The following is a 23,265-nucleotide window of genomic DNA, read 5'->3' as shown; positions in this document are numbered from 1 at the left end:
TGTTTCACTCGGCAGAGAGAAGGTCAGGCAATGCGGGACGCGTACCACGAGGAGCTGGATTCGATCGGCGAGGGCCTGGTGGAGATGGCCCGGCTCGTCGGGTCCGCGATCGGGCGCGCCACCACGGCGATCCTGGACGCGGACCTCAAGCTCGCGGAGTCCGTGATCGCGGCGGACGCCAAGGTGGACGACCTCCAGCGGGACCTGGAGGAGCGGGCCGTCGCCCTGCTCGCGCGGCAGCAGCCGGTCGCCACCGATCTGCGGATCGTGGTCACCTCGCTGCGCATGAGCGCCGACCTGGAGCGCTCGGGCGACCTGGCCCAGCACGTGGCCAAGCTGGCGCGGCTGCGCTTCCCGGACACGGCGGTGCCGCGCGACCTGCACGCCACGATCCTGGAGATGGGCCAGCTGGCGCAGCGGCTGATGGCCAAGGCCGGCGAGGTGATCATCACCAAGGACGTCGACCTGGCGCTGCAGCTGGAGCAGGACGACGACGCGATGGACCTGCTGCACCGCGCGCTCTTCCAGCACCTGATGGACGACCGTTGGAAGCACGGCATCGAGACGGCCGTCGACGTGACGCTGCTGGGCCGCTACTACGAGCGGTTCGCGGACCACGCGGTCTCGGTCGCGAAGCGGGTGGTCTACCTGGTCACGGGCGAGCACGCGGACGATCTGACGCAGGGCGAGGGCCGGTCGGGCGGGGACGGGGACGCCTGAGCGGGGGCGCCCGGGTCCGGGGTACGGGACGAGGGCGCGTTCTCGTTCAAGAGGGCGTGCGGCCTGGTCCGTGTGCTTCTACGCGCCCTCGATGCGCCCGTACATACGTACGCGAGGGGCATTGACGGACGCAAAGGGCGGTTCTTGACTGGGGGCAGGCAACCACCCTTCGAGGAGGTACCCACACATGACCCAGACCCCTCCCGCACAGCCCCAGAACGGCTGCCAGTGCGGCCCCGGCTGTTCATGCGGCTGCCAGAACGGCGGCTCGTGCCAGTGCGGCGGCAGCTGCAGCTAGCTCGGATGCACGTCACTCACGGGACGGACCCCCGGCCGGTGCTCCGGCCGGGGGTCTTCTCGGTTCACTCGGCTTCTTCGGGGTCGGCGTCGGTCTCGTCCGTGTCGCCGCCGGGGCCGGAGGGGGCCGGGGTCACCGGTGCGGCCGGTGATGCGGGGACCGGTTTCTGCGCCGGAGGCTGCGGCTGCTGTTGCTGAGGCTGCGGCGTCTGCTGGGGCTGCTGGGGCTGCGTTGCGCCGGTCAGATACGAGGTGACGACGATGTTGGCGCTGTAGAGGTGCTTGTTGCGGTCGTAGTCCCCGCCGCAGGTGATCAGGCGCAGTTCAGGGCGGTCGTCGTCGACCGGCCCGTAGACCTTGTCGGCGTCGAAGGGCTCGTTGGGCACGACGGAGATGTCCTCGACGGTGAACTCGGCGACGATGCCGTCCGTCCGGGTGACCTGGATCTTCGCGCCGCGCTTGAGGACGCTGAGCCCGGCGAAGACGGCCGGGGCCTTCTCGGTGTCGACGTGGCCGACGATGACGGCGGCGCCTTCGCTGCCCGGCGAGGGGCCGTCCTTGTACCAGGCGACGGCGTCGGCCCGCTCGTACGGGGGCAGTTCGACGCCCCCGAGCTTGTCGAGGCCGTGGCTCTCGACGGGGGCCTTGAGCCCCAGGACCTTGATCTGCAGGGTCTGAGGGCCTGCCTCCGGCAACGCTTCGTGTACCGGAGGCAGACCGGGCGCGTGAGGGTGGCTCTTGGCCGCGATGCCCCTGTGGCTCGGTGCCTGGGGCTCCGGCTCGTCGGCAGCACCGCCGCCGGCCAGGCACAGGGCGAGCAGCAAGGCCGCCCAGGCCACCCTTGTCAGCAGGCGGTTACGGCCACCTGCACGCGCTTCTGACATGACGCCCGTTCGCTCCCCGTCACTGCTTGACGGCGCCGGTGGCGCGGCGGCGGTACCAGATCATGCCGCCGATGAGACCTGCGGTCGCGGTACCGGCCAGGATGAGCACCGGGGCCTCGGCAGCCGTCGGCTCCGTGGACGACGCGAGCGCCGTGGCGCCACCACCCGCGTGGGAGGAGTGGTGCGGGCGACCGTGGTCGTGGTCACCGCGGCCGTGGTCATCCCGGCCGTGGTCGTCGTGGCGACCGTGGTCACCGCGGCCGTGGTCGTGGTCACCGTGGTGGTCACCCCGGCCGTGGTCGTCGTGACGCCCGTGGTCACCGCGGCCGTGGTCGTGGTCACCGTGGTGGTCACCCCGGCCGTGGTCGTCGTGACGCCCGTCGTGGTCGCCCCAGCCATCGTCGTGACGCCCGTGGTCACCGCGGCCGTGGTCGTCGTCGCAGTCGTCACGGTCGTGACGGCCGTCGTGGTCGTGACGGCCGTGACCGTGGTCGTCGTCGCAGTCGTCGCGGTCGTCGTGACGCCCGTGGTCGTCGTGGCGACCGTGGTCACCGTGGCCGTGGTCGTCATGACGACCGTGGCCGTGACCGTGGTCGTCGTCGCAGTCGTCACGGTCGTTGTGACGGCCGTGGCCGGGGCCGTCCGTGTTGGGGACCGAGCCGGCCGCCTCGCCGACCGTCGGGGCGATGCTGCCCCCGAAGGCGTAGGCCGGGGCGACGGGGGCCGCGACGACGGCGACGACGGTGGCTGCACCGCATATGGCGGAGCGGATTGAATGCATGGTGTTACCTCCTTGCTTTCGAGGCTCACCTGAAGACCCGTGGGCCGCATCCGCACCGTGGCCGACTTGCTCCATTCGGTGACCACATGACCCGTTCGCCACAACGAGAAGCCCCCCACCAGCGCTTTCGCGCGGGGCAGGGGGCGGCGGGCAGCGGCCTACGGAGTCAGCGGGAGTCAGAGCCGGGCGTTGAGCGTCATGAAGAACCGCCGCTCGACGAAGCGGTCGAAGGCCGGCCGCACCTCGCCGTCCACGAGGTCCGCACCGCACATGTACAGCTCCGGGCGGTGGGAGAGCAGCTCGAAATCCCGCACGGCGTCCTCGAAGCGGCACACCACTCCCGGCTCGGAAGCCGAGTCGATCAGCAGCACGTGATCGTGCAGGGCCATGGGCGTCTGCCGGGCCCACTCCACCGCCGCGTCGTCGGAGACCCCCTCCAGCGCGAGCGAGCGGTGCGGGATCTCCCGCCAGTCGATGCCCGACCCCGCCCACGGAAGCGTGCAGAGGTACGCATCGAACTCACCCGAGAGGGCCACGGACCCCGCACACGCGCCGTGCCGCCCGTCAAGCCAGGAAGAGATCTCGTCGATACGCATACCCAGAGGCTAGATCAAGGGCCCAGTGCCAAGGGCCCAGCACCGAGGGCTCAGCGCGACAAGCCCCCCGCCCCCACGTTCACCGAACTGCCGTGCACGCAGGTCCGCGATGTTTTCGCCAGGATTCGCCAGGGGGCGCTAGATGGTCTGCCACGGATGAACGGGTGTTGGGTTGATCCGTTCAAACTCCCACGATGGCCAACGCCGTCCCAGCATGTAGCGCTGGGCTTGCCCGGTAACCGGGCGCTGCTCCGGAGGGGAGGTGAACATGCGGAAGCGGACCATGGATTCGGGCAAGCGCAAGCGGCTCGACCCGGCCACCCGAGCACAGGTGATCATCGCCGTGTTCGGTGCGGTCTCCGCGATCGCAGGGTGCGTGGCGCAGTTCGCGCGGTAGCGCGGACGGGGGTGAAGGTAAGGCCCGGACGGCAAGGCCGTGGCTCGCGTGAAGCGGGCCCGACCGGCACATGATCGGCCGGACCCGCCTCGACGCCCCGCACACCCGGCCCGGGCTCTGGTGGCCTCCAGAGCCCGGGCCGCATACGCGTGCGGCATCCGGCAGGAGCAAAGAACCTTTCGGACGTGCTCAATTATCGACTTGGCCCCAGGGGTGGCGACACCCTGGCGGGTACAGGTTCCGGGTGGCGAAGCATGGCGCGAAGCCCGAGGGAAGACTCGTGCGGCTCCCGCCTACCGCGGCCCAGATGCACGGCTCAGGCCCGCCATCAGCGGAAAAATGCTGATCGCGGGCCTGATCCGGATGGGTTACTTCTTCTTGCCCTGGTTCTTCACGGCCTCGATGGCGGCCTTGGCGGCCTCCGGGTCGAGGTAGGTGCCGCCGGGGTTGAGCGGGCGGAAGTCGGCGTCGAGCTCGTAGGAGAGCGGGATGCCGGTGGGGATGTTCAGGCCCGCGATGTCCGCGTCGGAGATCCCGTCCAGGTGCTTGACCAGCGCGCGGAGCGAGTTGCCGTGCGCGGCGACCAGGACCGTACGGCCGGCCAGCAGGTCCGGGACGATGCCGTCGTACCAGTACGGCAGCATGCGGACGACGACGTCCTTGAGGCACTCGGTGCGCGGGCGCAGCTCCGGCGGGATGGAGGCGTAGCGCGGGTCCTCGCTCTGGGAGAACTCGGTGCCGTCCTCTAGGGCGGGCGGCGGGGTGTCGTAGGAACGGCGCCAGAGCATGAACTGCTCCTCGCCGAACTCGGCGAGGGTCTGGGCCTTGTCCTTGCCCTGGAGGGCGCCGTAGTGGCGCTCGTTCAGCCGCCAGGAGCGGTGAACCGGAATCCAGTGGCGGTCGGCGGACTCCAGGGCGAGCTGCGCGGTGCGGATGGCGCGCTTCTGCAGGGAGGTGTGGACCACGTCGGGGAGCAGACCGGCGTCCTTGAGCAGCTCGCCGCCCCGGACCGCCTCCTTCTCGCCCTTCTCGTTCAGGTTGACGTCCACCCATCCGGTGAACAGGTTCTTCGCATTCCACTCGCTCTCGCCGTGGCGGAGGAGGATCAGCTTGTACGGTGCGTCGGCCATGCCCATGAGCGTAATCGACCGCGTGGGCGTGCCGTGCGCGCTGCCCGGGAGGGCGTCGCGCGCTGCTCCGGAGGGCGCCGACCGACGGTGGATCGGCGGTGGACCGACGGTGGATTGACGGTGGGCGGCAATCCGATGGCCTGCCGGCCACCCCTGTGTGTAACTTGCGCTTACTGAGTTCGGCACTTACACATCGGGGGGATCCGGAATGTCCGTCGCGAGCGTCAGACGAGCCGCGAAGGAGAGTGTCTCGGGCCTGCCCCGGGCGTTCTGGTGGCTGTGGGCCTCCACTCTCGTCAACCGGCTGGGGGCCTTCGTCTCCATCTTCCTGGCCATGTTCCTCACGGCCGACCAGGGGCACTCGGCCTCGTTCGCGGGGCTCGTCGGCGCCCTCCTCGGCCTCGGCAGCGTCATCTCGTCGATCGGCGCCGGGGTGATGACCGACCGGCTGGGGCGCAGGCCCACGCTCCTGATCGCGCAGACCTCGACCGCGGTGTCCGTGGCCGTGCTGGGCTTTATGACCGACCCCGTGGCGATCTCCGTCGTCGCGTTCCTGGTCGGCATGGCGAGCAACGCCTCCCGGCCCGCGGTGCAGGCGATGATGGCGGACATCGTGGCGCCCGAGGACCGGGTGCGGGCCTTCGCCCTGAACTACTGGGCGATCAACCTCGGCTTCGCGATCTCGTCGGTCGCGGCGGGCTTCGTCGCCGAGTACAGCTATCTGATCGGCTTCCTGGGCGAGGCCGTCATGACGCTGGCGTGCGCGATCCTGGTCTTCGTGAAGCTGCCCGAGTCGCGGCCGGACGCGGATGCGGCCGCAGCCAAGGGCGACGAGCCGACGGTCAGCATGGGCACCGTGCTGCGCGACGGCCGCTACATGGCCGTGGTCGGCCTGTCCTTCCTCCTCGCCGTGGTGTTCCTGCAGTCCCAGGTCGCCCTGCCGGTGGCCATGGCGGACGGCGGGTTCTCCACCAGGGACTACGGCATGGCCATCGCCGTCAACGGCGTCCTGATCGTCGCCGTGCAGATCCCGGTCACCCGCTTCCTGGAGCACCGGGACCCGCGGCTGCTGCTGGTCCTCGCGGCCCTCCTCGGCGGCTACGGGTTCGGGCTCACCGCCTTCGCCGGCTCGCTCGCGGTCTACATGCTGACCGTGTGCGTGTGGACGCTGGCGGAGATCATCAACTCGCCCATCCAGATGGGCCTGGTCGCCCGGCTCTCCCCCACGCACGGCCGCGGCCGCTACCAGGGCATGTACACCCTGTCGTGGGCGACGGCGTCGTTGGTGGCGCCCGTGGCGGGCGGTACGGTCATCGACCGGTTCGGCGCGGACGCGCTGTGGGCGGGCTGCGCCGTGGTGGGCACCTTCACGGCCGTCGGCTACTGGCTGCTCATGAGCAGGGTTCCGGCGACGGCGACGGATCCCGCGCCGGAGGCGTCTCCGGAACCGGCCCCGGAAGTGGCCCAGGAAGCGTCTCCGGAAGCGGCCCCGGAACCGGCGAGGTCGCCCGCCTAGGCCCTCACCGGGCGGTCACGGCGGTCACGGCGGTCACGACCCGCCGGCTTCGCCCTCGCCGTCGGGCTGATCCGCCGTCAGCCGGGCGAACGCCTCCAGGTTCCGCGTCGACTCCCCGCGCGAGGTGCGCCACGCGTACTCCTTGCGGATGGCGCTCGCGAACCCCATCTCCAGCAGGGTGTTGAAGCTGCCGTCGGCGTTCTCCAGGACCGTGCCGAGGAGCCGGTCGACCTCGTCCGGGGTCACGGCGGCCAGCGGCAGCCGGCCGACGAGGTAGACGTCACCCAGCCGGTCGAGCGCGTAACCCAGCCCGTACAGCCGGGTGTTGCGCTCCAGCAGCCAGCGGTGCACCGCCTCGTGGTTCTCGTCGGGCCGGCGCACGACGAAGGCGTTGACGGACAGCGAGTGCTTGCCGACGACCAGGGACACGGTCGTGGACAGCTTGCGGGTGCCCGGCAGCTTCACCACGTAGGTGCCGTCGGCCGGGCTCTCCCACTCGAGCCCGGCTTCACTGAACGTCTGTTCGAGGACGGTTTTCGCGTCAGCCATGCGACGAGCGTAGGCGACGCCGCCGCTCGGTGATCGCTTCGGTGTACACCTCGGCGGTGGCGGCCGCGGCCGTGCCCCAGCCGAAGTGCCGGGCGTGGCGGGCCGCCGCCGCGCCCATCCGCTCCGCGAGGGAGGGGTCGTCGGCGAAGCGGCCCAGCGCGGCGGCGTAGTCGGCCGGGTCGTGTCCCTCGACGAGGAAGCCGCTCTCGCCGTCGCGCACGGCCACGGGCAGGCCGCCGACGGCCGCCGCGACCACCGGCGTGGCGCAGGCCTGGGCCTCGGCGGCGACCAGGCCGAAGGACTCGCTGTACGACGGCATGACCAGCACGGACGCAGCCCGGTACCAGTCGGCGAGCTGCTCCTGGCCGACCGGAGGGCGGAAGCGGACGACGTCGGCGATGCCGAGCCGGGCGGCGAGCTTCTGCAGCCCCTCGGGCTTGGCGAGGCCGCTGCCGCTGGGCCCGCCGACGACCGGCACCACGATGCGCGTACGCAGCTCGGGCCGCTCGCCGAGGAGGACGGCGACCGCGCGCAGCAGGATGTCGGGGGCCTTGAGCGGCTGGATGCGGCCCGCGAAGAGCGGGACGAGGGCGTCGGCGGGCAGGCCGAGCCGCTCGCGGGCCGCGGCGCGGGAGTCGCCGGGGGTGAAGCGGTCGAGGTTGACACCGGGGTGGACGACGGCGACCTTGCCGGGGTCGGCGTCGTAGTGGTGGACGAGCTCGGCGGCCTCGCCGTCGGTGTTGGCGATCAGGCGGTCGGCGGCGCGGACGATCTGGGTCTCGCCGATGACGCGGGTGTCCGGCTCGGGGGTGTCGCCTGCGGCGAGCGCCGCGTTCTTGACCTTGGCCATGGTGTGCATGGCGTGGACGAGGGGGACGCCCCAGCGCTCGGCGGCGAGCCAGCCGACGTGGCCGGAGAGCCAGTAGTGGGAGTGGACGAGGTCGTAGTGACCGGGCCGGTGGCCCGCCCACGCCTGCATCACGCCGTGCGTGAAGGCGCACAGCTGCGCCGGCAGCTCCTCCTTGGCCAGACCCTCGTACGGGCCCGCGTCGATGTGGCGGACCAGCACGCCGGGGGCCAGCTCGACGGCGGGCGGGAGGGCGCCGGTGGTGGCGCGGGTGAAGATCTCGACCTCGATGTTGATCGCGGCGAGCCGCTTGGCCAGCTCCACGATGTAGACGTTCATGCCGCCCGCGTCGCCGGTACCGGGCTGGTGGAGCGGCGAGGTGTGAACGCTGAGCATCGCGATGCGGCGGGGCTTGCGGGGGGCGCCGAGGCGCCGGAGGGGGGTGCCTGCGAGGGTGCCGAGCGCGCGGCCGCGGCGGGCGCCGAGCCTGGATGCGTACTGGCTCACCGTGCGTGTCCTCCGTCAGCGTGAGGTGTGGGGCGTGCGGGTGGGGCTTGCGTGGGGCGTGCGTGTGGGGGTTGTGCATGTGGGGGGCGTCACCTTGTCAACGGTGCAACACCGCGGACACACAATCGCATTTCCGCTTTGCCAAAGAGTGACCCAACCCTCGCCCCGCCCTCCCCGAGCGCGGCACGGACCGCGCTGAGCAGCGCTTACGCTCGAAGGCATGGCCGCTCGCACCCCTTCTCCGCCCAGCCGTCCCGTCGGTGCGGTGACCCGGGGTACGACCAATCCGAACCGGCTGCGCCGTATGGACCGCTGGATCGCCGACGCCCACGGGCCCGCGCTGCGCCGCAGCGCCGACCCCGTCGCCGTCGACCTCGGCTACGGCGCCGCCCCGTGGACCGCGGTCGAGCTGCTCGCGCGGCTGCGCACCGTACGGGCCGACGCCGAGGTCGTGGGGGTGGAGATCGAGCCCGCGCGCGTGGCCGCGGCCGAGCCGTACGCGCGCGAGGGCCTGTCCTTCCGGCACGGCGGCTTCGAGGTGCCGCTCGGCGGCGGGCGGCGGCCGGCGCTCATCCGCGCCGCGAACGTGCTGCGCCAGTACGACGAGGGCGAGGTCGCCGCCGTCTGGGCCCGGCTGTGCGCGCGGCTCGCGCCGGACGGGCTGCTCGTGGAGGGCACCTGCGACGAGATCGGGCGGCGGCACGTGTGGGTCGCACTCGGCCCCGAGGGCCCCCGCACGGTCACCTTCGCCACCCGCCTCGGCTCCCTGGCCACCCCCTCCGACCTGGCCGAACGCCTGCCCAAGGCGCTCATCCACCGCAATGTCCCGGGCGAGCCGGTGCATGCGTTTCTGCGCGACTTCGACCGGGCCTGGGCCGCTGCGGCGCCATACGCGTCGCTCGGCGCCCGGCAGCGGTGGATCCGTACGGTTTCCACGTTGCGCGCCGACTGGCCGGTGACGGACGGGCCGCGGCGGTGGCGGCAGGGCGAGGTCACGGTGCGCTGGGAGGCCCTGGCTCCGGCGAGCTGATCATCGCCAGCAGCGCGTCCAGCAGTTCCCTGTCCCTCTCCTCCGTCAAACGTTTCCTCGCCTCCCCGGGCGGCAGCCACACCACCCGGTCCACCTCCCTGCTCGGCACGAACGTGCCCTCCGTGGCGCGGGCCGCCCAGTAGCGGACCTCCTTGGGGCGGCCGTCGACGGCGTAGCGGGCGGTGGGCAGGACCCCGCCCGGCTCGCACTCCATGCCCGTCTCCTCGCGGACCTCGCGCACCGCGCCGCCCAGGGCGTCCTCGCCCCGCTTGAGCTTGCCTTTCGGATGAGACCAATCGCCATATTTAGGACGATGAACCAGGGCGATCTCCAGCGTCCCGTCCCGCCCCCGCCGCCACAGCACGCAGCCCGCCGCGCGCAGCGGCGCCTCCGCCGTCACGACGCCCCCGCCTTGCCCACAGTCCCCACCGCCCCTGCCGTCCCTGCCGTCCCTGCCGAGCCCACAGTCCCCGCCGTCACCGCCGTCACCGCCGCCACCCGCTGCCAGATCCGGCCGAACGCGAAGCGGGACGCCTCGACCTCGTGGCGCTGGTCGGCGTGGAGGATGCCGAGGGCGTACGCGGTGGCCGGGGCGATGCGGGGGGTGCGGGCGGCCGCGGCGGCGGCTGCGGCGGCCTCGGCGGCGTCGCGGTGGCGGTCGAGGGCCTGGCCGGCGCCGAGGAGGCGGACGGACAGGGACGGCTCGACCTCGGTCTGCTCGTGCTCGTCGAGCACCTCCTGTGCGTACCGCCGCAGCCGCACGAGCCGCCGCACCTGGTGCCAGGGCGCGTCCTGCCGCCCCTCGGCGGGCGGGCCGTCGGGCGCGGAGGCGGCGGCGAGGCCGTGGGCGAGGGCCTCGGCGTTGTACGGGTGCCCTGCGGCGGCCAGCGGCAGCGCCTCCGCCGCCTCGGTCAGCCGGCGCTGCGCCTGTTCGGCGAGGCGGGGCAGGGCCTCGCGGGCGAGGAGGCTGCGCGCCCCGGGGTCGAGGGGCACCTCGGAGGCGAGCAGGGCCGCGGCGTCGGCGACGGCGTGGAAGCGCGAGGTCCCGAGCGCCTGGAGCGCCGCGGAGTGGGCGCGCGTCCGCGCCAGCGTCAGCTGCCGCTCCAGGAGGGCTCCGGCACGGGCCGCCCCGACCGTCAGCCCGCCGCCGGGCGCTTCCGCACCGGAGCCACCGGACCCGCCGGAGGCACCGGAGAGCCGGTGCAGCGCCCCCCGCAGCCGGGCGAGCCGCGCCGCGTAGGCGTGCTCGCGCCCCAGCACGTCCGACAGCCACACGAGCTCCGTACGGAGCTGGTCGGTCCAGTCGGTGTCCGTCAGCGGGCGGTAGACGTACAGGGCCCCGGCGATGCGCCGGGCGGACCGGCGCAGCAGGCGCGCCGCCTCTCCCGCCTCGTCGGCGTCGGCGCCGCTCTCGCCGTGCAGCCGCAGGCTGCGCAGGAAGTCGACGGCCTGGGCCTGCAGGTAGCCGGCCAGGACGTCGCCGGCGGTCGCCGTGCCGGCGGGGCCGGACGGGCCGGCGCCGGACGGGCCGGCAGGGCCGCCGGCGGCGGTGCGCACGGCCGGGTACTTCGTCGTCATCGTGTCCTGCCCCCCGGCGGCGGTGTTCGTAAGCGCGGCAGTGCCCGCAGGCGCGGCAGTGCCGGTGAGTGCGGCAGTGCCCGCAGGCGGGGCAAGCGCGGCAAGCGCATCATCGTCCGTGAGCGCCGGGTCATGAGGTCGGTGAGCCACGCCGGCGCCTCCGGGCGTCTATGAGCATCTCCTGGACGTTCCGCAGCGGCTGGCCGTCGGCGTCGGTCGCGTGCCGCGTCCAGCCGCCGTCCGGGCCGAGGTGCCAGGAGGCGGTGGAGTCGGACATGCCGGCTTCGAGCAGCCGGCTGAGGGAGGCCCGGTGCGCGGGGTCGGTGACGCGCACGAGGGTCTCGATACGCCGGTCGAGGTTGCGGTGCATCATGTCGGCGCTGCCGAGCCACACCTCGGGCTCGCCGCCGTTGCCGAAGGCGAACACCCGCGAGTGCTCCAGGAAGCGGCCGAGGACGCTGCGGACGCGGATGTTCTCGGAGAGCCCGGGCACGCCGGGCCGCAGCGCGCAGATGCCGCGCACCCACACGTCGACCGGTACCCCGGCGCGGGCGGCGTGGTACAGGGCGTCGATGACCGTCTCGTCGACCATCGAATTGACCTTGACGCGGATGGACGCGGGCCGCCCGGCGCGGTGGTGCGCGACCTCCTTGGCGATGCGGGCGACGAGCCCGTCCCGCAGGGATCTGGGGGCGACGAGCAGGCGCCGGTAGGTCTCGCGGCGCGAGTAGCCGGAGAGCCGGTTGAAGAGGTCGGAGAGGTCGGCGCCGACCTGCGGGTCGGCGGTGAGCAGCCCGAGGTCCTCGTACAGCCGCGCGGTCTTGGGGTGGTAGTTGCCGGTGCCGACGTGCGAGTAGCGGCGCAGGGTGTCGCCCTCCTGGCGGACGACCAGGGAGAGCTTGCAGTGCGTCTTGAGGCCCACCAGGCCGTAGACGACGTGGCAGCCCGCCTCCTCCAGCTTGCGCGCCCACTTGATGTTGGCCTGCTCGTCGAAGCGCGCCTTGATCTCGACGAGGACGAGCACCTGCTTGCCCGACTCGGCCGCGTCTATCAGGGCGTCGACGATGGGCGAGTCCTCGCCGGAGGTCCGGTAGAGGGTCTGCTTGATGGCGAGGACGTCGGGGTCGGTCGCCGCCTGCTCCAGGAACGCCTGCACGGAGGTGGAGAACGAGTCGTACGGGTGGTGCAGCAGGACGTCGCGCTCGCGCAGGGCGGCGAAGATGTCGGGCGCGGACGCCGACTCGACCTCGGCGAGGTCACGGTGCGTGCCCGCCACGAACTTGGGGTACTTGAGCTCGGGCCGGTCGAGGGCGGCGATGCGGAAGAGCGCGGTGAGGTCGAGCGGGCCGGGCAGCGGATAGACCTCGGCGTCGGAGATCTTCAGCTCGCGGACGAGGAGGTCGAGCACGTACGGGTCGATGGTCTCCTCGACCTCCAGCCGCACGGGCGGGCCGAAGCGGCGGCGCATGAGCTCCTTCTCCAGCGCCTGCAGCAGGTTCTCCGCGTCGTCCTCCTCGACCTCCAGGTCCTCGTTGCGCGTCACGCGGAACATGTGGTGCGCGAGCACCTCCATGCCGGGGAAGAGCTCCTCCAGGTGCGCGGCGATGACGTCCTCCAGGGGGACGTAGCGCTGCGGGGAGGCCTCCAGGAAGCGGGAGAGGATCGGCGGGACCTTCACCCGGGCGAAGTGGTCGTGCCCGCTCACGGGGTTGCGGACGACCACGGCGAGGTTGAGGGAGAGCCCCGAGATGTACGGGAACGGGTGCGCGGGGTCGACGGCCAGCGGCGTCAGCACGGGGAAGATCTGCTGCCGGAAGAGGGTGAAGAGGCGGCCCTGCTCCTTGTCGGTCAGCTCGTGCCAGCGGATGAGGTGGATGCCCTTCTCGGCGAGCTCGGGGGCGACGTCCTGCTGGTAGCAGGCGGCGTGCCGGGCCATGAGCTCGCGGGAGCGGGTCCAGATCAGCTCCAGCACCTCGCGGGGCTGCAGGCCGGAGGCGGAGCGGGTGGCGACGCCGGTGGCGATGCGGCGCTTGAGGCCGGCCACGCGGACCATGAAGAACTCGTCCAGGTTGCTCGCGAAGATCGCGAGGAAGTTCGCGCGCTCCAGCAGGGGCGTCGCCGGGTCCTCGGCCAGCTCCAGGACGCGCTCGTTGAAGGCCAGCCAGCTGCGCTCGCGGTCCAGGAAGCGGCCCTGCGGGAGCGGCCCGTCGCCGTAGGGGTCGTCGTCGGCGTCGTCGTGGCCGGGGGCGTAGGCCGGGCCGTGGCCGTACGCGTCGTGGTCGTATCCGCCGTGCGCGTACGGGCCGAGGTCGGCGTCCAGGTCGGGCTCCAGGCCGGGCGAGGCGGCGGGGGAGGCCACGGCGAAGGGCCGGTGCGCGGCGATGGACCCGACGGAGGGCTGCGGGTTGCCGTATCCCTCGCCGAAGCGGTCGCTGCGGCCGTTGCGGCCGTTCAGGTCGCTGCGCGCGTCGCGCTCGCTGCGCTCGTCGCGGTCGCCGTGCGGCTGGTCATGGGCCTGTGCGCTGGACGACTGGGTCATGTTCCCATGGTGCCGCGCCGGGGGCGGGCCGGGCGCGTCGAAGGAGGGCGCGGCGGGGGCGGCGCGGAGCCTTCGAGCGGGTACGGGGGGCACAGCGGGCTGCATTCCGCAAGGCTCGCAACCGCGGTTGAATCACGGGTGAAGCCCACATGGCGTGTGGGCGTCCTGTCCGTCAGGGGCACAGGCTCTCCCCTCAGGGACAGAGGCCCTCCCTCAGGGGCAGAGGCGCCGCAGCCGCCACACCGCGCCCCCGGCGAGGACGGCCGCCGCGGCCGTCACGAGCCCCGCCTCGGCCCACTCCAGGCGCTGGAAGTGCGCGGCCGGGTGGTAGTCGAGGTACCAGCCGTCCGCTCCGTGCCCGGTGACGCAGTGCTGGATCGAAGAGGCCTCGATGCAGCGTGCATCGGGCAGGCGCCCGCCCGACGGGGTGGTCATCCCGCGCTCGTAGCGCCAGGAATCGCTGCCGGAGAGCGCAGGGGGATAGTCGGCCGACGCCGGGCGGGTCTGCGTGACCGGGTCCGCCAGATACGGGCGGACGGCGGTCAGCGGCCAGTACAGCACCGCGCACACGGCGACCGTGGCGGCCATTGCGGCCGGAGCGCGCCGCACCAGCAGACCGGTGAGCGCCCCGAGCGCGGCGCCGAACAGCACGCCCGCGACGGGCGCGGGCCCGAGCGCGTCGAACGCCTCGTACCAGCGGTTGCCGTCCACCAGCCGGCCCTGTTCGAGATGCCCCACGGGCCGCCAGGTCCAGGTGAACGCCGCGGACAGCAGCGAGGCGCCCGCGACCAGGGCGAGGACCGGCAGGCCGAGCTTCACGGCGAACCAGCGCAGCGGCGAGACGGACTGCGTCCACGCCACCTTGTACGTACCGCTCTCCAGCTCGCGCGCGACCACGGGCCCGGCCACGAACAGGCCGGCGAGGAACGGCAGGAACTCCAGCAGGAGGGCGTTGTAGCCGATGACGTCGAGGAAGCGGCCCCGGAAGCCGTCGACGGCGGCATGGCGGGCCGCGCATCCGTCCCCGTCGGGGCACGGGACGGCCAGGCCGTGCTGCGCGACGTAACCGGTCATGGCGCTGCGCAGCCACACGAGCTCGGCGCAGAGGGCGGCGAGGACGGCGAGGGCGATCCAGGCGGTGGTGCGGTGCTGGCGCCAGACGAGCCAGGCGATGCCGAGGCTGCGGGGCGGGCGTCCTGCGGGCTCTACGGGTCCGACGGGTCCGACGGGTCCGACGGGTCCGCCCGGGGTGATGCGGGTGACGCTCGCGGTGGTGCTCATGCGGCCGCTTCCGGCAGGCGCGACGCACCCTGGGCGTGCAGCCGGCGGCGGAGCGCGCGCGGCTCCGCGCTGGGGGTCAGGAGCGCGGGGGCGCCGGGCGAGCGCAGGTGGGCGAGGAGGAGCTCCTCCAGGGAGGGCTCGGTGGCCCGCCACTGCTCGGGGAGCGGGCCGTCGGGCCGCACGAGGGCGGTCAGCTGCCGCCCCGTGGCGCGGGACTCCACGACGGTGTGCGTGGCGAACTCCCGTGGAAGGCCGGGACCTTCGTGCCGGCCGACGAGGACGGAGTGCGCGGCGAGCAGGTCCTCGACCTCGCCCGCGAGGCGCACCCGGCCGTCGGCTATCAGCAGCAGGTAGTCGCAGACGCCCTCGAGTTCGGCGAGGACGTGGGAGGCGATCACGACGGTGGTGGCGTGCTCGGCGGCCTGCGCCATGAGGGCGGCCGTCATCTCGTGCCGCACGAGGGGGTCGAGGTCGGCCATCGGCTCGTCGAGCAGCAGGAGTTCGGGCCGCTTGCCGAAGGCGAGGGCGAGGGCGACGCGGGTGCGCTGGCCGCCGGAGAGATCGCCGATGCGGGCCTCGTGCGACAGGCCGCCGTCGGCGACCGTGCGCTCGGCGACGGCCTGGTCCCAGCGGCCCGGGTTCAGCTCGCGGCCCATGCGCAGGGTGTCGGCGATGGTGAACCGGGGGTAGAGCGGCTTGTCCTGGGAGAGGTAGGCGATGCGGGGGCGGACGTCCGCGGCGCCGGGGCGGCCGCCGAAGACGGTGAGCGAGCCCTCGGCCGGGCGGCGCAGCCCCGCGGCGAGCGACAGCAGCGTGGACTTGCCCGCGCCGTTGGGCCCCACGAGGGCGCAGACCCGGCCCGCGGGGAGGCGGAAGGAGCAGTCCTGCAGCGCCCAGCGGCGCCGGTACCGCGCGCCGAGACCCACGGCCTCGACGGCGGTCCGCTCGGGCTGAAACGTAAGGCCGGTCATGTTCTCCCCCACTCGGTCCCGCTACTTCGCTTTCGCTTCGCGCGCTACGTCGCTTCGTGCGCTGCTGTCCCCGTGGTCCCCGGGGGCCCGTCGAACCCCTCCTCCAGGACGGAGGCGAGCAGCGCGGCAACGTCCTCCCGGTCGAGGCCGGCCTCGCGGGCGCGGTGCATCCAGTCCGCCAGCTCGGCCCGCAGCGGCGACCCGGCGGCGGCCTGCGGCCGGGCCAGCGAACGCCGCACGAACGTCCCGAGCCCGGGGCGCGCCTCGACCAGCCCCTCGCGGTCGAGCTCGCGGTAGGCCTTCAGGACGGTGTTGGGGTTGATCGCCGTGGCTGCGACGACCTCCTTGGCCGTGGGCAGCTTGTCCCCGGGCGCGAGCAGCCCCAGCCGGAGGGCCTGTTTGACCTGCTGGACGATCTGCAGGTACGTGGCGACCCCACTGCGCCGGTCGATACGAAACTCGACCACGCGGGCCCCTTTCACTACTTGACTAGTGAAAGGGTGCGGGATGGGGGTGTGACCTGTCAAACGGGGGCCTGCGCCGGTGTACCACCACCGCGCAGGGCCGCCCGGACGGTGACCGCGCCCCGAAGCGCCGCCACCACCGCACCGGGGACGGGCACGGGCCCACCGGCCCCGGCCGCGGCGCGGCAGCAGTCCCGGCACAGCGCCTCGTCCCCCACCGGCCGGAACAGCCGCGGCTGCACGTGATCGCCCCGGCACTCCTGCATACCGGCGACACGGGACGGCACCCGGGGCGCCGAGGCGCGCTGCTCGGCGAACGTCGGGGCCTGCGGCATCTTACGGAGCAGCCGGTCCCGGACCAGGCCCGCCGGATGGTGCACGACCCGCGGCAGACGGGCGGTCAACGCCTCACGGAAGTCCGCCATCGGCGCACCCCGCTGGAACCACTCCCCCGCCAGCGGCGCCAGCCGGGCCACATCCGGCGCCGACAACCGCAGCCGACCCTCGCTACGGGAGACCGCCGCCAGCGCCCGCGCCCCGCGCTCGACAAGCGGCTCGGGCGGTACGGGTGGTGCGGGCGGTACGGGCCGCTCAGCCGCCGGGAAGGGAGGGTGGAAGTTGTTCTCACCGTTGTTGTCTTCGGGGAGACGGCCGACGGACCGGCCCGTCGGCTCACCGGCGGCCGGAATCCCACCCGTCGGCCGCCCGCCTTCCCGCACCCCGAGCGCCTCCTCCGCGGACAGCGGCACGCTCGACACCAGCTGAGTCGTCGAGCACCGCCCGGCCTCACCCTGGCGCCGCCACTCGTGCAGGTAACCCTCGCCCACGAGTTGGCGCTTCGCCCGAATGAACGCAACTTTCTTGATGCCTGCCCGCTCCGCGGTCTTCGACAGCGGTTCGTTCGCACCATCCGGCAGCGATAACTGCCAGGTCAGCAGACGGACGGCGTCGGATGACAGACGGGGGTGGCGGAGGATTTCGTTGGAGACCTGCGTGAAGAAGGACGCAGGAGGGATAGCATGCCGGAGCATCTTTAAAGGAGTCCGTTTCCTTGCGGGTGTAGACCCCCGGGCCCGGTGTTGCTGCACCGCCGGGGGTCGCCTCGTTTCGGCACGAAGCGAGGCGATGCGCGCACGGTAGCCCGAAGGCACAGACGAACACGCCACGCGGACCAAGTTCCGTCCACCACCGAGTGAACCGCGCAATTGGACGGCTTGCCCGACTACTCCTGTGCCCTACGCTGCCCTCCCGCCAACACGGTTCAAGGAACCAAACCCCCCACGGCGTCCAAAGCGAGATTCCACGGATACGACGCGCGCCGTTCGTCGCCCGTACCCGGCGGGTGGGGCGTCCACTCCCCCTCCCCGTACAGCACTCGGACACCGGTTCCGCGCAGTGTCTCCACGGCACGTCGCGTGGCGGGGTGGGAGTCGAGGGCCGTCGACCAGAACGGCAGTGCGACCACGGGCAGCCCGAGCCCGACGGTCTCGGCGACCAGGCCGAGGGCGTACGTATCGGCAATCCCGGCGGCCCATTTGTTGGCGGTGTTCATGGTCATCGGCGCTACGACGACGGCATCCGCCGGAGGGTTGCGCTTCTCCTCGCCGGACCGGCGCCAAGTACTCCGCACCGGTCGGCCCGAAACGTCCTCCAGAGCGCGTCGGTCGATGAAGTCGCCGTCGGCCGCGGCCGGGGTGGCGATCACGCACACATCCCAGCCACGGTCCTTCGCGGCAGCCACCAGGCGCACGGCGTCCGCGGCGGGGCCCGCAGCACAGATGATCAGGTACAGCACCCGGCGCGAGCTCGTACTCATACGGTTACCTGCGCCCTCGACGCCAAGGACCGCAGCACAGGCACCCGGCCACCTCGGTCCCGCATCAGCAAGTCTCCGATCAGTTCCCTGACCACTGGGCGGGACCGTACCTCCTCCGGGGCCTCCTTCTCGGCCGCGAGCAGCGCAGCCGTGGCCTTCTCCGTTCTCCCGCAGGCATGCAGGGCCCGAGCGAGATCCGTCCAGAAGACGGCACGCCGCTCCGCGACAGCCAGAGCCCTGACCTCCACCTTCCGCGCCTCCGCGAGCGCTCGCCCGGCATCCCCGAGGGTGAGGGCGATGGAAACCCGGTGCAGCAGAACATTGTTCGGCCCGAACGCGGTCCCCTGCAGGTTCGACTCCTCCAGCAGCTTGGCCGCCCGCCCGGCCTCGTCCAAGAGCGCCTCGGCCATGTCCCGGTCGTCGGCCACCGAGGCGGCCCACGCCCCTCGGAGCAACAGGGCGCCGAAGACGGAGACCATGCCAGGGCTGGACCGGGTGACGCCGCCGGCGATCTCGTCCGTCCCCCGGACAGCGACGCCGACTCCTTGCCGATGGTGACCGACTGCAGTTACCGCGTGAGTCAGAATGCGCGAGGCCGACGCGACGGCCGCCGCATCCTCGGTCCGACGAGCCGCCGCCATGGATCGCTCAGCAGCGACCCATGCAGATGGGGCATCGTCGTTCTTCAACAGGAGTGAGGCGGCTACGTGGTACGCCTCGACTGCAATGCGATCGATCCGGCGCCGCTCTTCGGCTGATCCGCGCCGGGGTCCGAGCTCGACGAGCAGGTCCGGCAGACTCCTGGACACGCTGGAATAGCGGCACCGCTGAATCTGCCGCTTTGCCGAGGCGGATGCCCGCGCCAGAGCCTCAGTGGTGCTGAGCTCTGCCCGGCAGCCCGCGGCGCCTGTGAGGACGGTCCGCAACCGGTCCAACGGATCGGCCCTGGTCTGGGCAAGAACCTCTTCAGGTGAGGAGGGAACGCTCACCGCACCGACCGCGGCAAGCGAACGGGTCACGAAGTCGCGTCTCTTCACAGGACCATCGTGCGACGTGGCCGCCTGGGCAACCTGCCCGCCGAGCGAATTCCGGACCGGCCGGGCAAACCCCAGCTCTTCAGCAGACCTCCGGAGGAGGGCCTGGAGGACCATCCGTGCAGAAGGATGAGGCCAGCCCGGCTTCCGTGATTCCCAGCGGCGGACCTGCCGGACCGAGACCGCCAGCTTGAACCCCAGCTCGCGGGCCATGCCCTCGAACACTTCGGCGAACTCCTCCTGCGTGTGTAACCTCTGAGCAACGCGCGCCCGTACGAACAACGGGTTCCCCGGCATGTCCGCCATGACCGCCTCCCCAATGCGTTGCTGCTCAAGGTAGTCCGCCAACCGCTGCGCCACTGGGAAATGTCCTGCGATATGTCCGCCCGAGCGTCCGCGGATCCGGCCTGGTCCGCGGCCTCGCCGAGCGATGTCCTGTCGACATGAGAACTCCGGTCACCGAAGAGCCCACCCCATCCGCCTCTCATCGGCACGACGAGGGCGGCCCCATGACCGCCGTCTCCCGGTGGCTGTCCCGTGCGTCGTACGACCCTGCCACCACCCTCGCCCTCTGGGCGGCCGGCGAGACGGCTCCTCTGCTGGTCGGGCGGGAGTGGAGGCTCGTGCGGATCGACTTCGCCCTGGCGGCCGCCGCCGTCACCGGACTCAGGTCCCGTAGGCGCCACATCGGCCCCTACCTGATGGGTGGCGCGGAACATGCCATGTGGTGGCTGCTTCCGCTCGGCGAGGACGTCGGCAGCGTCGCCGGAATCCCCGGCGTCACCTCGTACCCCAAGGGATCCGAGCTCTTCGCTCCGCCGCCGGGCAAGTACCTCGGCGACCGCGTCTGGGTCCTCCCCGACCCTGCAGAGGGTCAGTGGGCCACCCTGACCGCGGCCGCCGAGCTCCGCGAGGTCCTGGGAACCGCCCGCCCCGCCGGGACCGGCTAGCTCTCCGTCCGGTACATCAAGTCCGTCTCGTGGATCTGGAAGCCCAGGCCCTCGTAGACCGCGACCGCCGCCGCGTTGTCCGCGTCCACGTACAGCATCGCCGTGGGCAGGCTCTGGGCCGCCAGGTGGCGCAGGCCGATCGTGGTGAGGGACTTGCCGAGGCCGCCGCCCTGGGCGCCCGGGGCCACGCCCAGGACGTAGACCTCGCCCAGGCCCTCCTCCGCGTGGATCTTCGTCCAGTGGAAGCCGACGATGCGGCCGTCCTTCTCGGCGAGGAAGAAGCCCTTGGGGTCGAACCAGTCCGCGGCCTTGCGGTCGTCGAGGTCGCGCTGGACGAGCGAGCCCTGCTCGGGGTGGTGTGCGAAGGCCGCCGCGTTCACCGCGAGCCATTCCGTGTCGTCCTCGCCGGGGCGGAACGTCCGGACGGTCACCCCGGGGGGCAGCACCGGTTCGGCGAGGGCGAGGTCGTGCAGGGGGCGCCGCATCTGGCGGAGTTCGCGGAAGAGGCTCAGGCCGAGCACCTGCGCCAGGTGCCGCGCCGCCGGGTGGCCGCCGTGCGCCCAGACCCGCAGCCGCTTGCCGGACTCCTTCAGCAGCGCCGAGCCGAGCGCCCGCCCGTGCCCGCGCCCCCGGCAGGAGGGGTGCACCACGAGCTCGCCCGCGGGCGCCTCGACCGGATCGCTGTCCTCCAGCTGCCCGTAGCCCACGAGCACTCCGTCGTCCGCGCGCAGCAGCACGTGCCGCACGCCCGGCCGCCGGCCCTTCAGCTGCAGCCGCCCCTGCTCGGAGATGGCAGGCTGCCCGTCGACCGCGGCCGCCTCCGTCACCAGCCGCAGCACGTCCTGCGCCACCTCGGGCGGGAGTTCCTCCAGCACCTCGACCGACCGCTGTCCGTTCGCGTTGTTCGTGACGTCGCTCATGTGCCGAGCCTACGACCCTGGGCCCGGCGGCCCCGACACCGGAGTGCGGCGAAAACGTCACCCCAACCCTCCTGACGTTCTACACGCGTTGATCTAGGCTGCCGCAGACCATTCCATCCACCTCTCACCCACCAAACATGCATAAAGGGGAACACATGCACGCGACGCCGCCACGCAAGCGCCTGGCGAGACGGCTGACCGCGACCGCCGCCGCGCTCGCCGCCACCACCGGTGTCCTGGCCACGGCCGCCCCGGCCGACGCCCTCTCCTACGGTCGTACGGGCCGCACCGTCGACGTCCAGCTGCTCTCCTTCAACGACCTGCACGGCAACCTGGAGCCGCCGCAGGGCTCCTCGGGCACCGTGACGGAGGCCCAGCCCGACGGCACGACGAAGACCGTCCCCGCCGGCGGCGTCGAGTTCCTCGCCAACTCGCTGCGCACCGCCCGCAAGGGCCACGAGTACTCGATCACCGCCGCGGCCGGCGACATGATCGGCGCGAGCCCGCTGATGACCGGTCTCTTCCACGACGAGCCGACCATCGAGGCGCTCAACAAGATCAAGCTGGACGCGACCTCCGTCGGCAACCACGAGTTCGACGAGGGCCGTGCCGAGCTCCTGCGCATGCAGAAGGGCGGCTGCCACCCCAAGGAGGGCTGCTTCGAGAAGGGCAAGACCTTCAAGGGCGCGGACTTCCCCTACCTCGCGGCCAACGTCACCGACGAGAAGACCGGCAAGCAGATCCTCAAGCCCTACACGATCTGGAAGCACAAGGGCGTGAAGATCGGCATCATCGGTCTCACCCTGGAGGGCACCCCGGACGTCGTCACGGCCGAGGGCGTCAAGGGCCTGAAGTTCGCCGACGAGGTCGAGACGATCAACAAGTACGCGAACGAGCTCGACCGCCAGGGCGTGAAGTCGATCGTCACCCTCGTCCACGAGGGCGGCATGCCGGCGTCCGGCGCGTACAACTACGACTGCGACACCCCGGGCGCGGGCGCGGGCATATCCGGCGCGATCGTGGAGATCGCGAAGAAGGTCACGCCGAAGGTGGACGCCCTCGTCACGGGCCACACCCACCAGGCCTACGCCTGCACCATCCCCGACCCCTCGGGCGCCCCGCGCACGGTGACCTCGGCCGCCTCCTTCGGCCGCGTGTTCACCGACACGACGCTGACGTACGACCGCCGTACCAAGGACATCGTCCGTACCAGCGTCAAGGGTCCGCGCGCCACGAACCACGTCGTGAACCGTGAGCAGCCCAAGGCCGCGGACATGACCAAGCTGATCGACCGCTGGAAGACCCTGGCGGCGCCGGTGGCCAACAAGCCGGTCGGCTACATCACCGCCGACATCAACGGCCGCGGCTCCGAGGCCTACGAGAAGCCGCTCGGCGACGTCATCGCCGACGCCCAGCTGGAGGCCCTCGCCCCGGCCGACAAGGGCGGCGCCCAGATCGCCTTCATGAACCCCGGCGGCATCCGCTCCGACCTCGCCTTCAAGGCGTCGGGCGGCGAGGGCGACGGCGTCGTGACGTACGGCGAGGCGTTCACCGTCCAGCCGTTCACCAACATGATGCAGACGAAGACCCTCACCGGCGCGCAGGTCATCGCGGCGCTCCAGCAGCAGGTCAGCGGCCCGAACACGGACCAGCCGAAGATCCTGCAGATCAGCAAGGGCCTGACCTACACCCTGGACCTGACGAAGAAGGGCGCCGACCGCGTCCCGGCCTCGTCGGTGAAGCTGAACGGCACCGCGATCGACCCGGCGAAGAGCTACCGCGTCGCGGGCAACGAGTTCCTGATGGGCGGCGGCGACGGCTTCCCCGCCTTCAAGGAGGGCACCGACAAGCGCGTCGGCGCGTCCGACCTGGACGTCTTCAACGCCTACCTGACGGCCCACTCGTCGAAGGGCGCCCCGCTGGCCCCGCCGGCGGCGGACCGCATCACGGTCGTCAAGTAATCCCCGAGGAAACACCCGGGCGGGCGGCCCCGGCATGCGCAGGGGCCGCCCGCCTTCTTCCTTCTTACGACTGCTGCCGGATCAGGTCCTCCAGCGACCCCTCCGGCACCTCGCCGGCCGGGGTCAGCTTGTCCACCGCCTGCGGCAGGGTGCGGGCCAGTTCGTCGGCCGCCTCCTCCGGGCTGACGCCCGCCTGCTGCGCCACGTGGTCGAGCGCCTGATACGGCAGGGCCTGGGCCACTTCGGGGCCGCTGACCTCCTGGTTCGCCCCCTTGCCGACCCACGAGTCGGTCTTCTCCCCCAGGCCGCCCTCCTTGAGCGTGTCCAGCAGGGCGCCGAGGGGGTTGCTGCCCGCGCCGTGCGTACCGGCGCCGCCGAGCGAGGTGAGCAGCGCGCCCAGCAGGTTGCCGCCCTTGCCACCGCCCGTCCCGCCGCCGAGCAGCCCGCCCAGCAGGTCCCCCAGCTCGTTGCTCATCGCTGCCGCCTCCTCGTTACGC

Annotated in this window: 23 protein-coding genes; 7 read left to right on the top strand and 16 right to left on the bottom strand. The window is 72.4% G+C overall.

The window, feature by feature from the left end:
• Window positions 1-30: 30 nt before the first annotated feature.
• Window positions 31-720, top strand: a complete 690-nt coding sequence (gene phoU / locus IE241_RS15440) for a phosphate signaling complex protein PhoU (RefSeq protein ID WP_190022306.1) — start codon at window positions 31-33, stop codon at window positions 718-720.
• 362 nt (window positions 721-1,082) lie between these two features.
• Here phoU and IE241_RS15435 read toward each other — a convergent pair whose 3' ends face one another.
• Window positions 1,083-1,901, bottom strand: coding sequence for a class F sortase (locus tag IE241_RS15435; protein ID WP_190022305.1), 819 nt, complete (start codon window positions 1,899-1,901; stop codon window positions 1,083-1,085).
• A gap of 181 nt (window positions 1,902-2,082) precedes the next feature.
• Here IE241_RS15435 and IE241_RS15430 point away from each other — a divergent pair, with 181 nt between their 5' ends.
• Entirely contained in the window at window positions 2,083-2,676 is a 594-nt protein-coding gene (locus IE241_RS15430) for a hypothetical protein (RefSeq protein ID WP_190022304.1), read from the top strand.
• Between the two features lie 182 nt (window positions 2,677-2,858).
• Here the strand turns inward: IE241_RS15430 and IE241_RS15425 are convergent, their stop codons facing one another.
• The gene (locus IE241_RS15425; RefSeq protein WP_190022303.1) at window positions 2,859-3,278 is read right to left on the bottom strand and encodes a hypothetical protein; all 420 of its coding nucleotides are present in this window, start codon (window positions 3,276-3,278) and stop codon (window positions 2,859-2,861) included.
• A gap of 268 nt (window positions 3,279-3,546) precedes the next feature.
• On the opposite strand from IE241_RS15425, the gene IE241_RS34630 reads away from it, so the two are divergent.
• Complete coding sequence (locus tag IE241_RS34630) at window positions 3,547-3,675, top strand: hypothetical protein (RefSeq protein ID WP_268254398.1); 129 nt, start codon at window positions 3,547-3,549, stop codon at window positions 3,673-3,675.
• Window positions 3,676-4,043: 368 nt separating this feature from the next.
• On the opposite strand, the gene IE241_RS15420 is transcribed toward IE241_RS34630, so the two are convergent.
• Window positions 4,044-4,805 (bottom strand): phosphoglyceromutase, encoded by a 762-nt coding sequence (locus tag IE241_RS15420; RefSeq protein WP_190022302.1) that lies wholly within the window; start codon window positions 4,803-4,805, stop codon window positions 4,044-4,046.
• Between the two features lie 208 nt (window positions 4,806-5,013).
• Between IE241_RS15420 and IE241_RS15415 the strand changes: the two genes are divergently transcribed.
• Window positions 5,014-6,321 carry an MFS transporter gene (locus IE241_RS15415; protein ID WP_190022301.1) on the top strand — a complete coding sequence of 436 codons (1,308 nt, stop codon included), beginning with the start codon at window positions 5,014-5,016 and terminating at the stop codon, window positions 6,319-6,321.
• Window positions 6,322-6,354: 33 nt separating this feature from the next.
• Here IE241_RS15415 and IE241_RS15410 read toward each other — a convergent pair whose 3' ends face one another.
• Together IE241_RS15410 and mshA are read right to left on the bottom strand one after the other, a co-directional pair.
• Window positions 6,355-6,870, bottom strand: a complete 516-nt coding sequence (locus tag IE241_RS15410; RefSeq protein ID WP_190022300.1) for a type III secretion system chaperone family protein — start codon at window positions 6,868-6,870, stop codon at window positions 6,355-6,357.
• Window positions 6,863-8,224, bottom strand: coding sequence for a D-inositol-3-phosphate glycosyltransferase (gene mshA / locus IE241_RS15405; protein WP_229899293.1), 1,362 nt, complete (start codon window positions 8,222-8,224; stop codon window positions 6,863-6,865). The genes IE241_RS15410 and mshA overlap by 8 nt, the downstream gene beginning before the upstream one ends.
• A gap of 220 nt (window positions 8,225-8,444) precedes the next feature.
• Here mshA and IE241_RS15400 point away from each other — a divergent pair, with 220 nt between their 5' ends.
• Entirely contained in the window at window positions 8,445-9,254 is an 810-nt protein-coding gene (locus IE241_RS15400; protein WP_190022299.1) for a class I SAM-dependent methyltransferase, read from the top strand.
• On the opposite strand, the gene IE241_RS15395 is transcribed toward IE241_RS15400, so the two are convergent.
• The 9 genes from IE241_RS15395 to IE241_RS15355 form a co-directional block, all read right to left on the bottom strand.
• Window positions 9,217-9,654 (bottom strand): NUDIX hydrolase, encoded by a 438-nt coding sequence (locus IE241_RS15395; protein WP_190022298.1) that lies wholly within the window; start codon window positions 9,652-9,654, stop codon window positions 9,217-9,219. The genes IE241_RS15400 and IE241_RS15395 overlap by 38 nt on opposite strands.
• Complete coding sequence (locus IE241_RS15390) at window positions 9,651-10,832, bottom strand: CHAD domain-containing protein (RefSeq protein WP_190022297.1); 1,182 nt, start codon at window positions 10,830-10,832, stop codon at window positions 9,651-9,653. The genes IE241_RS15395 and IE241_RS15390 overlap by 4 nt, the downstream gene beginning before the upstream one ends.
• 130 nt (window positions 10,833-10,962) lie before the next feature.
• Window positions 10,963-13,476, bottom strand: coding sequence for an RNA degradosome polyphosphate kinase (locus tag IE241_RS15385; RefSeq protein WP_373300677.1), 2,514 nt, complete (start codon window positions 13,474-13,476; stop codon window positions 10,963-10,965).
• Between the two features lie 108 nt (window positions 13,477-13,584).
• Window positions 13,585-14,652, bottom strand: a complete 1,068-nt coding sequence (locus IE241_RS15380; protein ID WP_190022296.1) for an ABC-2 membrane transporter-related protein — start codon at window positions 14,650-14,652, stop codon at window positions 13,585-13,587.
• Complete coding sequence (locus tag IE241_RS15375) at window positions 14,649-15,623, bottom strand: ABC transporter ATP-binding protein (protein ID WP_190022295.1); 975 nt, start codon at window positions 15,621-15,623, stop codon at window positions 14,649-14,651. Before IE241_RS15375 ends, IE241_RS15380 begins: the two co-directional genes overlap by 4 nt.
• A gap of 44 nt (window positions 15,624-15,667) precedes the next feature.
• Window positions 15,668-16,090: a GntR family transcriptional regulator gene (locus IE241_RS15370; RefSeq protein WP_190022294.1), complete on the bottom strand. Its 423-nt coding sequence runs from the start codon at window positions 16,088-16,090 to the stop codon at window positions 15,668-15,670.
• A gap of 56 nt (window positions 16,091-16,146) precedes the next feature.
• On the bottom strand, window positions 16,147-17,118 hold the full coding sequence (locus IE241_RS15365) for a hypothetical protein (RefSeq protein ID WP_190022293.1): 972 nt from the start codon (window positions 17,116-17,118) through the stop codon (window positions 16,147-16,149).
• Between the two features lie 230 nt (window positions 17,119-17,348).
• The gene (locus IE241_RS15360) at window positions 17,349-17,903 is read right to left on the bottom strand and encodes a flavoprotein (protein WP_190022292.1); all 555 of its coding nucleotides are present in this window, start codon (window positions 17,901-17,903) and stop codon (window positions 17,349-17,351) included.
• Window positions 17,900-19,243, bottom strand: coding sequence for a hypothetical protein (locus IE241_RS15355; protein ID WP_190022291.1), 1,344 nt, complete (start codon window positions 19,241-19,243; stop codon window positions 17,900-17,902). Before IE241_RS15355 ends, IE241_RS15360 begins: the two co-directional genes overlap by 4 nt.
• Window positions 19,244-19,446: 203 nt before the next feature.
• On the opposite strand from IE241_RS15355, the gene IE241_RS15350 reads away from it, so the two are divergent.
• Complete coding sequence (locus tag IE241_RS15350; RefSeq protein ID WP_190022290.1) at window positions 19,447-19,887, top strand: hypothetical protein; 441 nt, start codon at window positions 19,447-19,449, stop codon at window positions 19,885-19,887.
• Here the strand turns inward: IE241_RS15350 and mshD are convergent.
• On the bottom strand, window positions 19,884-20,807 hold the full coding sequence (gene mshD, locus IE241_RS15345) for a mycothiol synthase (RefSeq protein WP_190022289.1): 924 nt from the start codon (window positions 20,805-20,807) through the stop codon (window positions 19,884-19,886). The genes IE241_RS15350 and mshD overlap by 4 nt on opposite strands.
• Window positions 20,808-20,962: 155 nt before the next feature.
• Between mshD and IE241_RS15340 the strand changes: the two genes are divergently transcribed.
• Window positions 20,963-22,768: a bifunctional metallophosphatase/5'-nucleotidase gene (locus tag IE241_RS15340; protein WP_190022288.1), complete on the top strand. Its 1,806-nt coding sequence runs from the start codon at window positions 20,963-20,965 to the stop codon at window positions 22,766-22,768.
• Between the two features lie 64 nt (window positions 22,769-22,832).
• Here IE241_RS15340 and IE241_RS15335 read toward each other — a convergent pair whose 3' ends face one another.
• A complete protein-coding gene (locus tag IE241_RS15335) occupies window positions 22,833-23,243 on the bottom strand; it encodes a YidB family protein (RefSeq protein ID WP_190022287.1) in 411 nt (136 codons plus the stop codon).
• Between the last annotated feature and the right edge of the window lie 22 nt (window positions 23,244-23,265).

Origin of the sequence: Streptomyces hiroshimensis, assembly GCF_014650335.1 — a bacterium.
Taxonomy (GTDB): domain Bacteria; phylum Actinomycetota; class Actinomycetes; order Streptomycetales; family Streptomycetaceae; genus Streptomyces; species Streptomyces hiroshimensis.
This window is presented reverse-complemented; position numbering and strand designations above follow the sequence as displayed.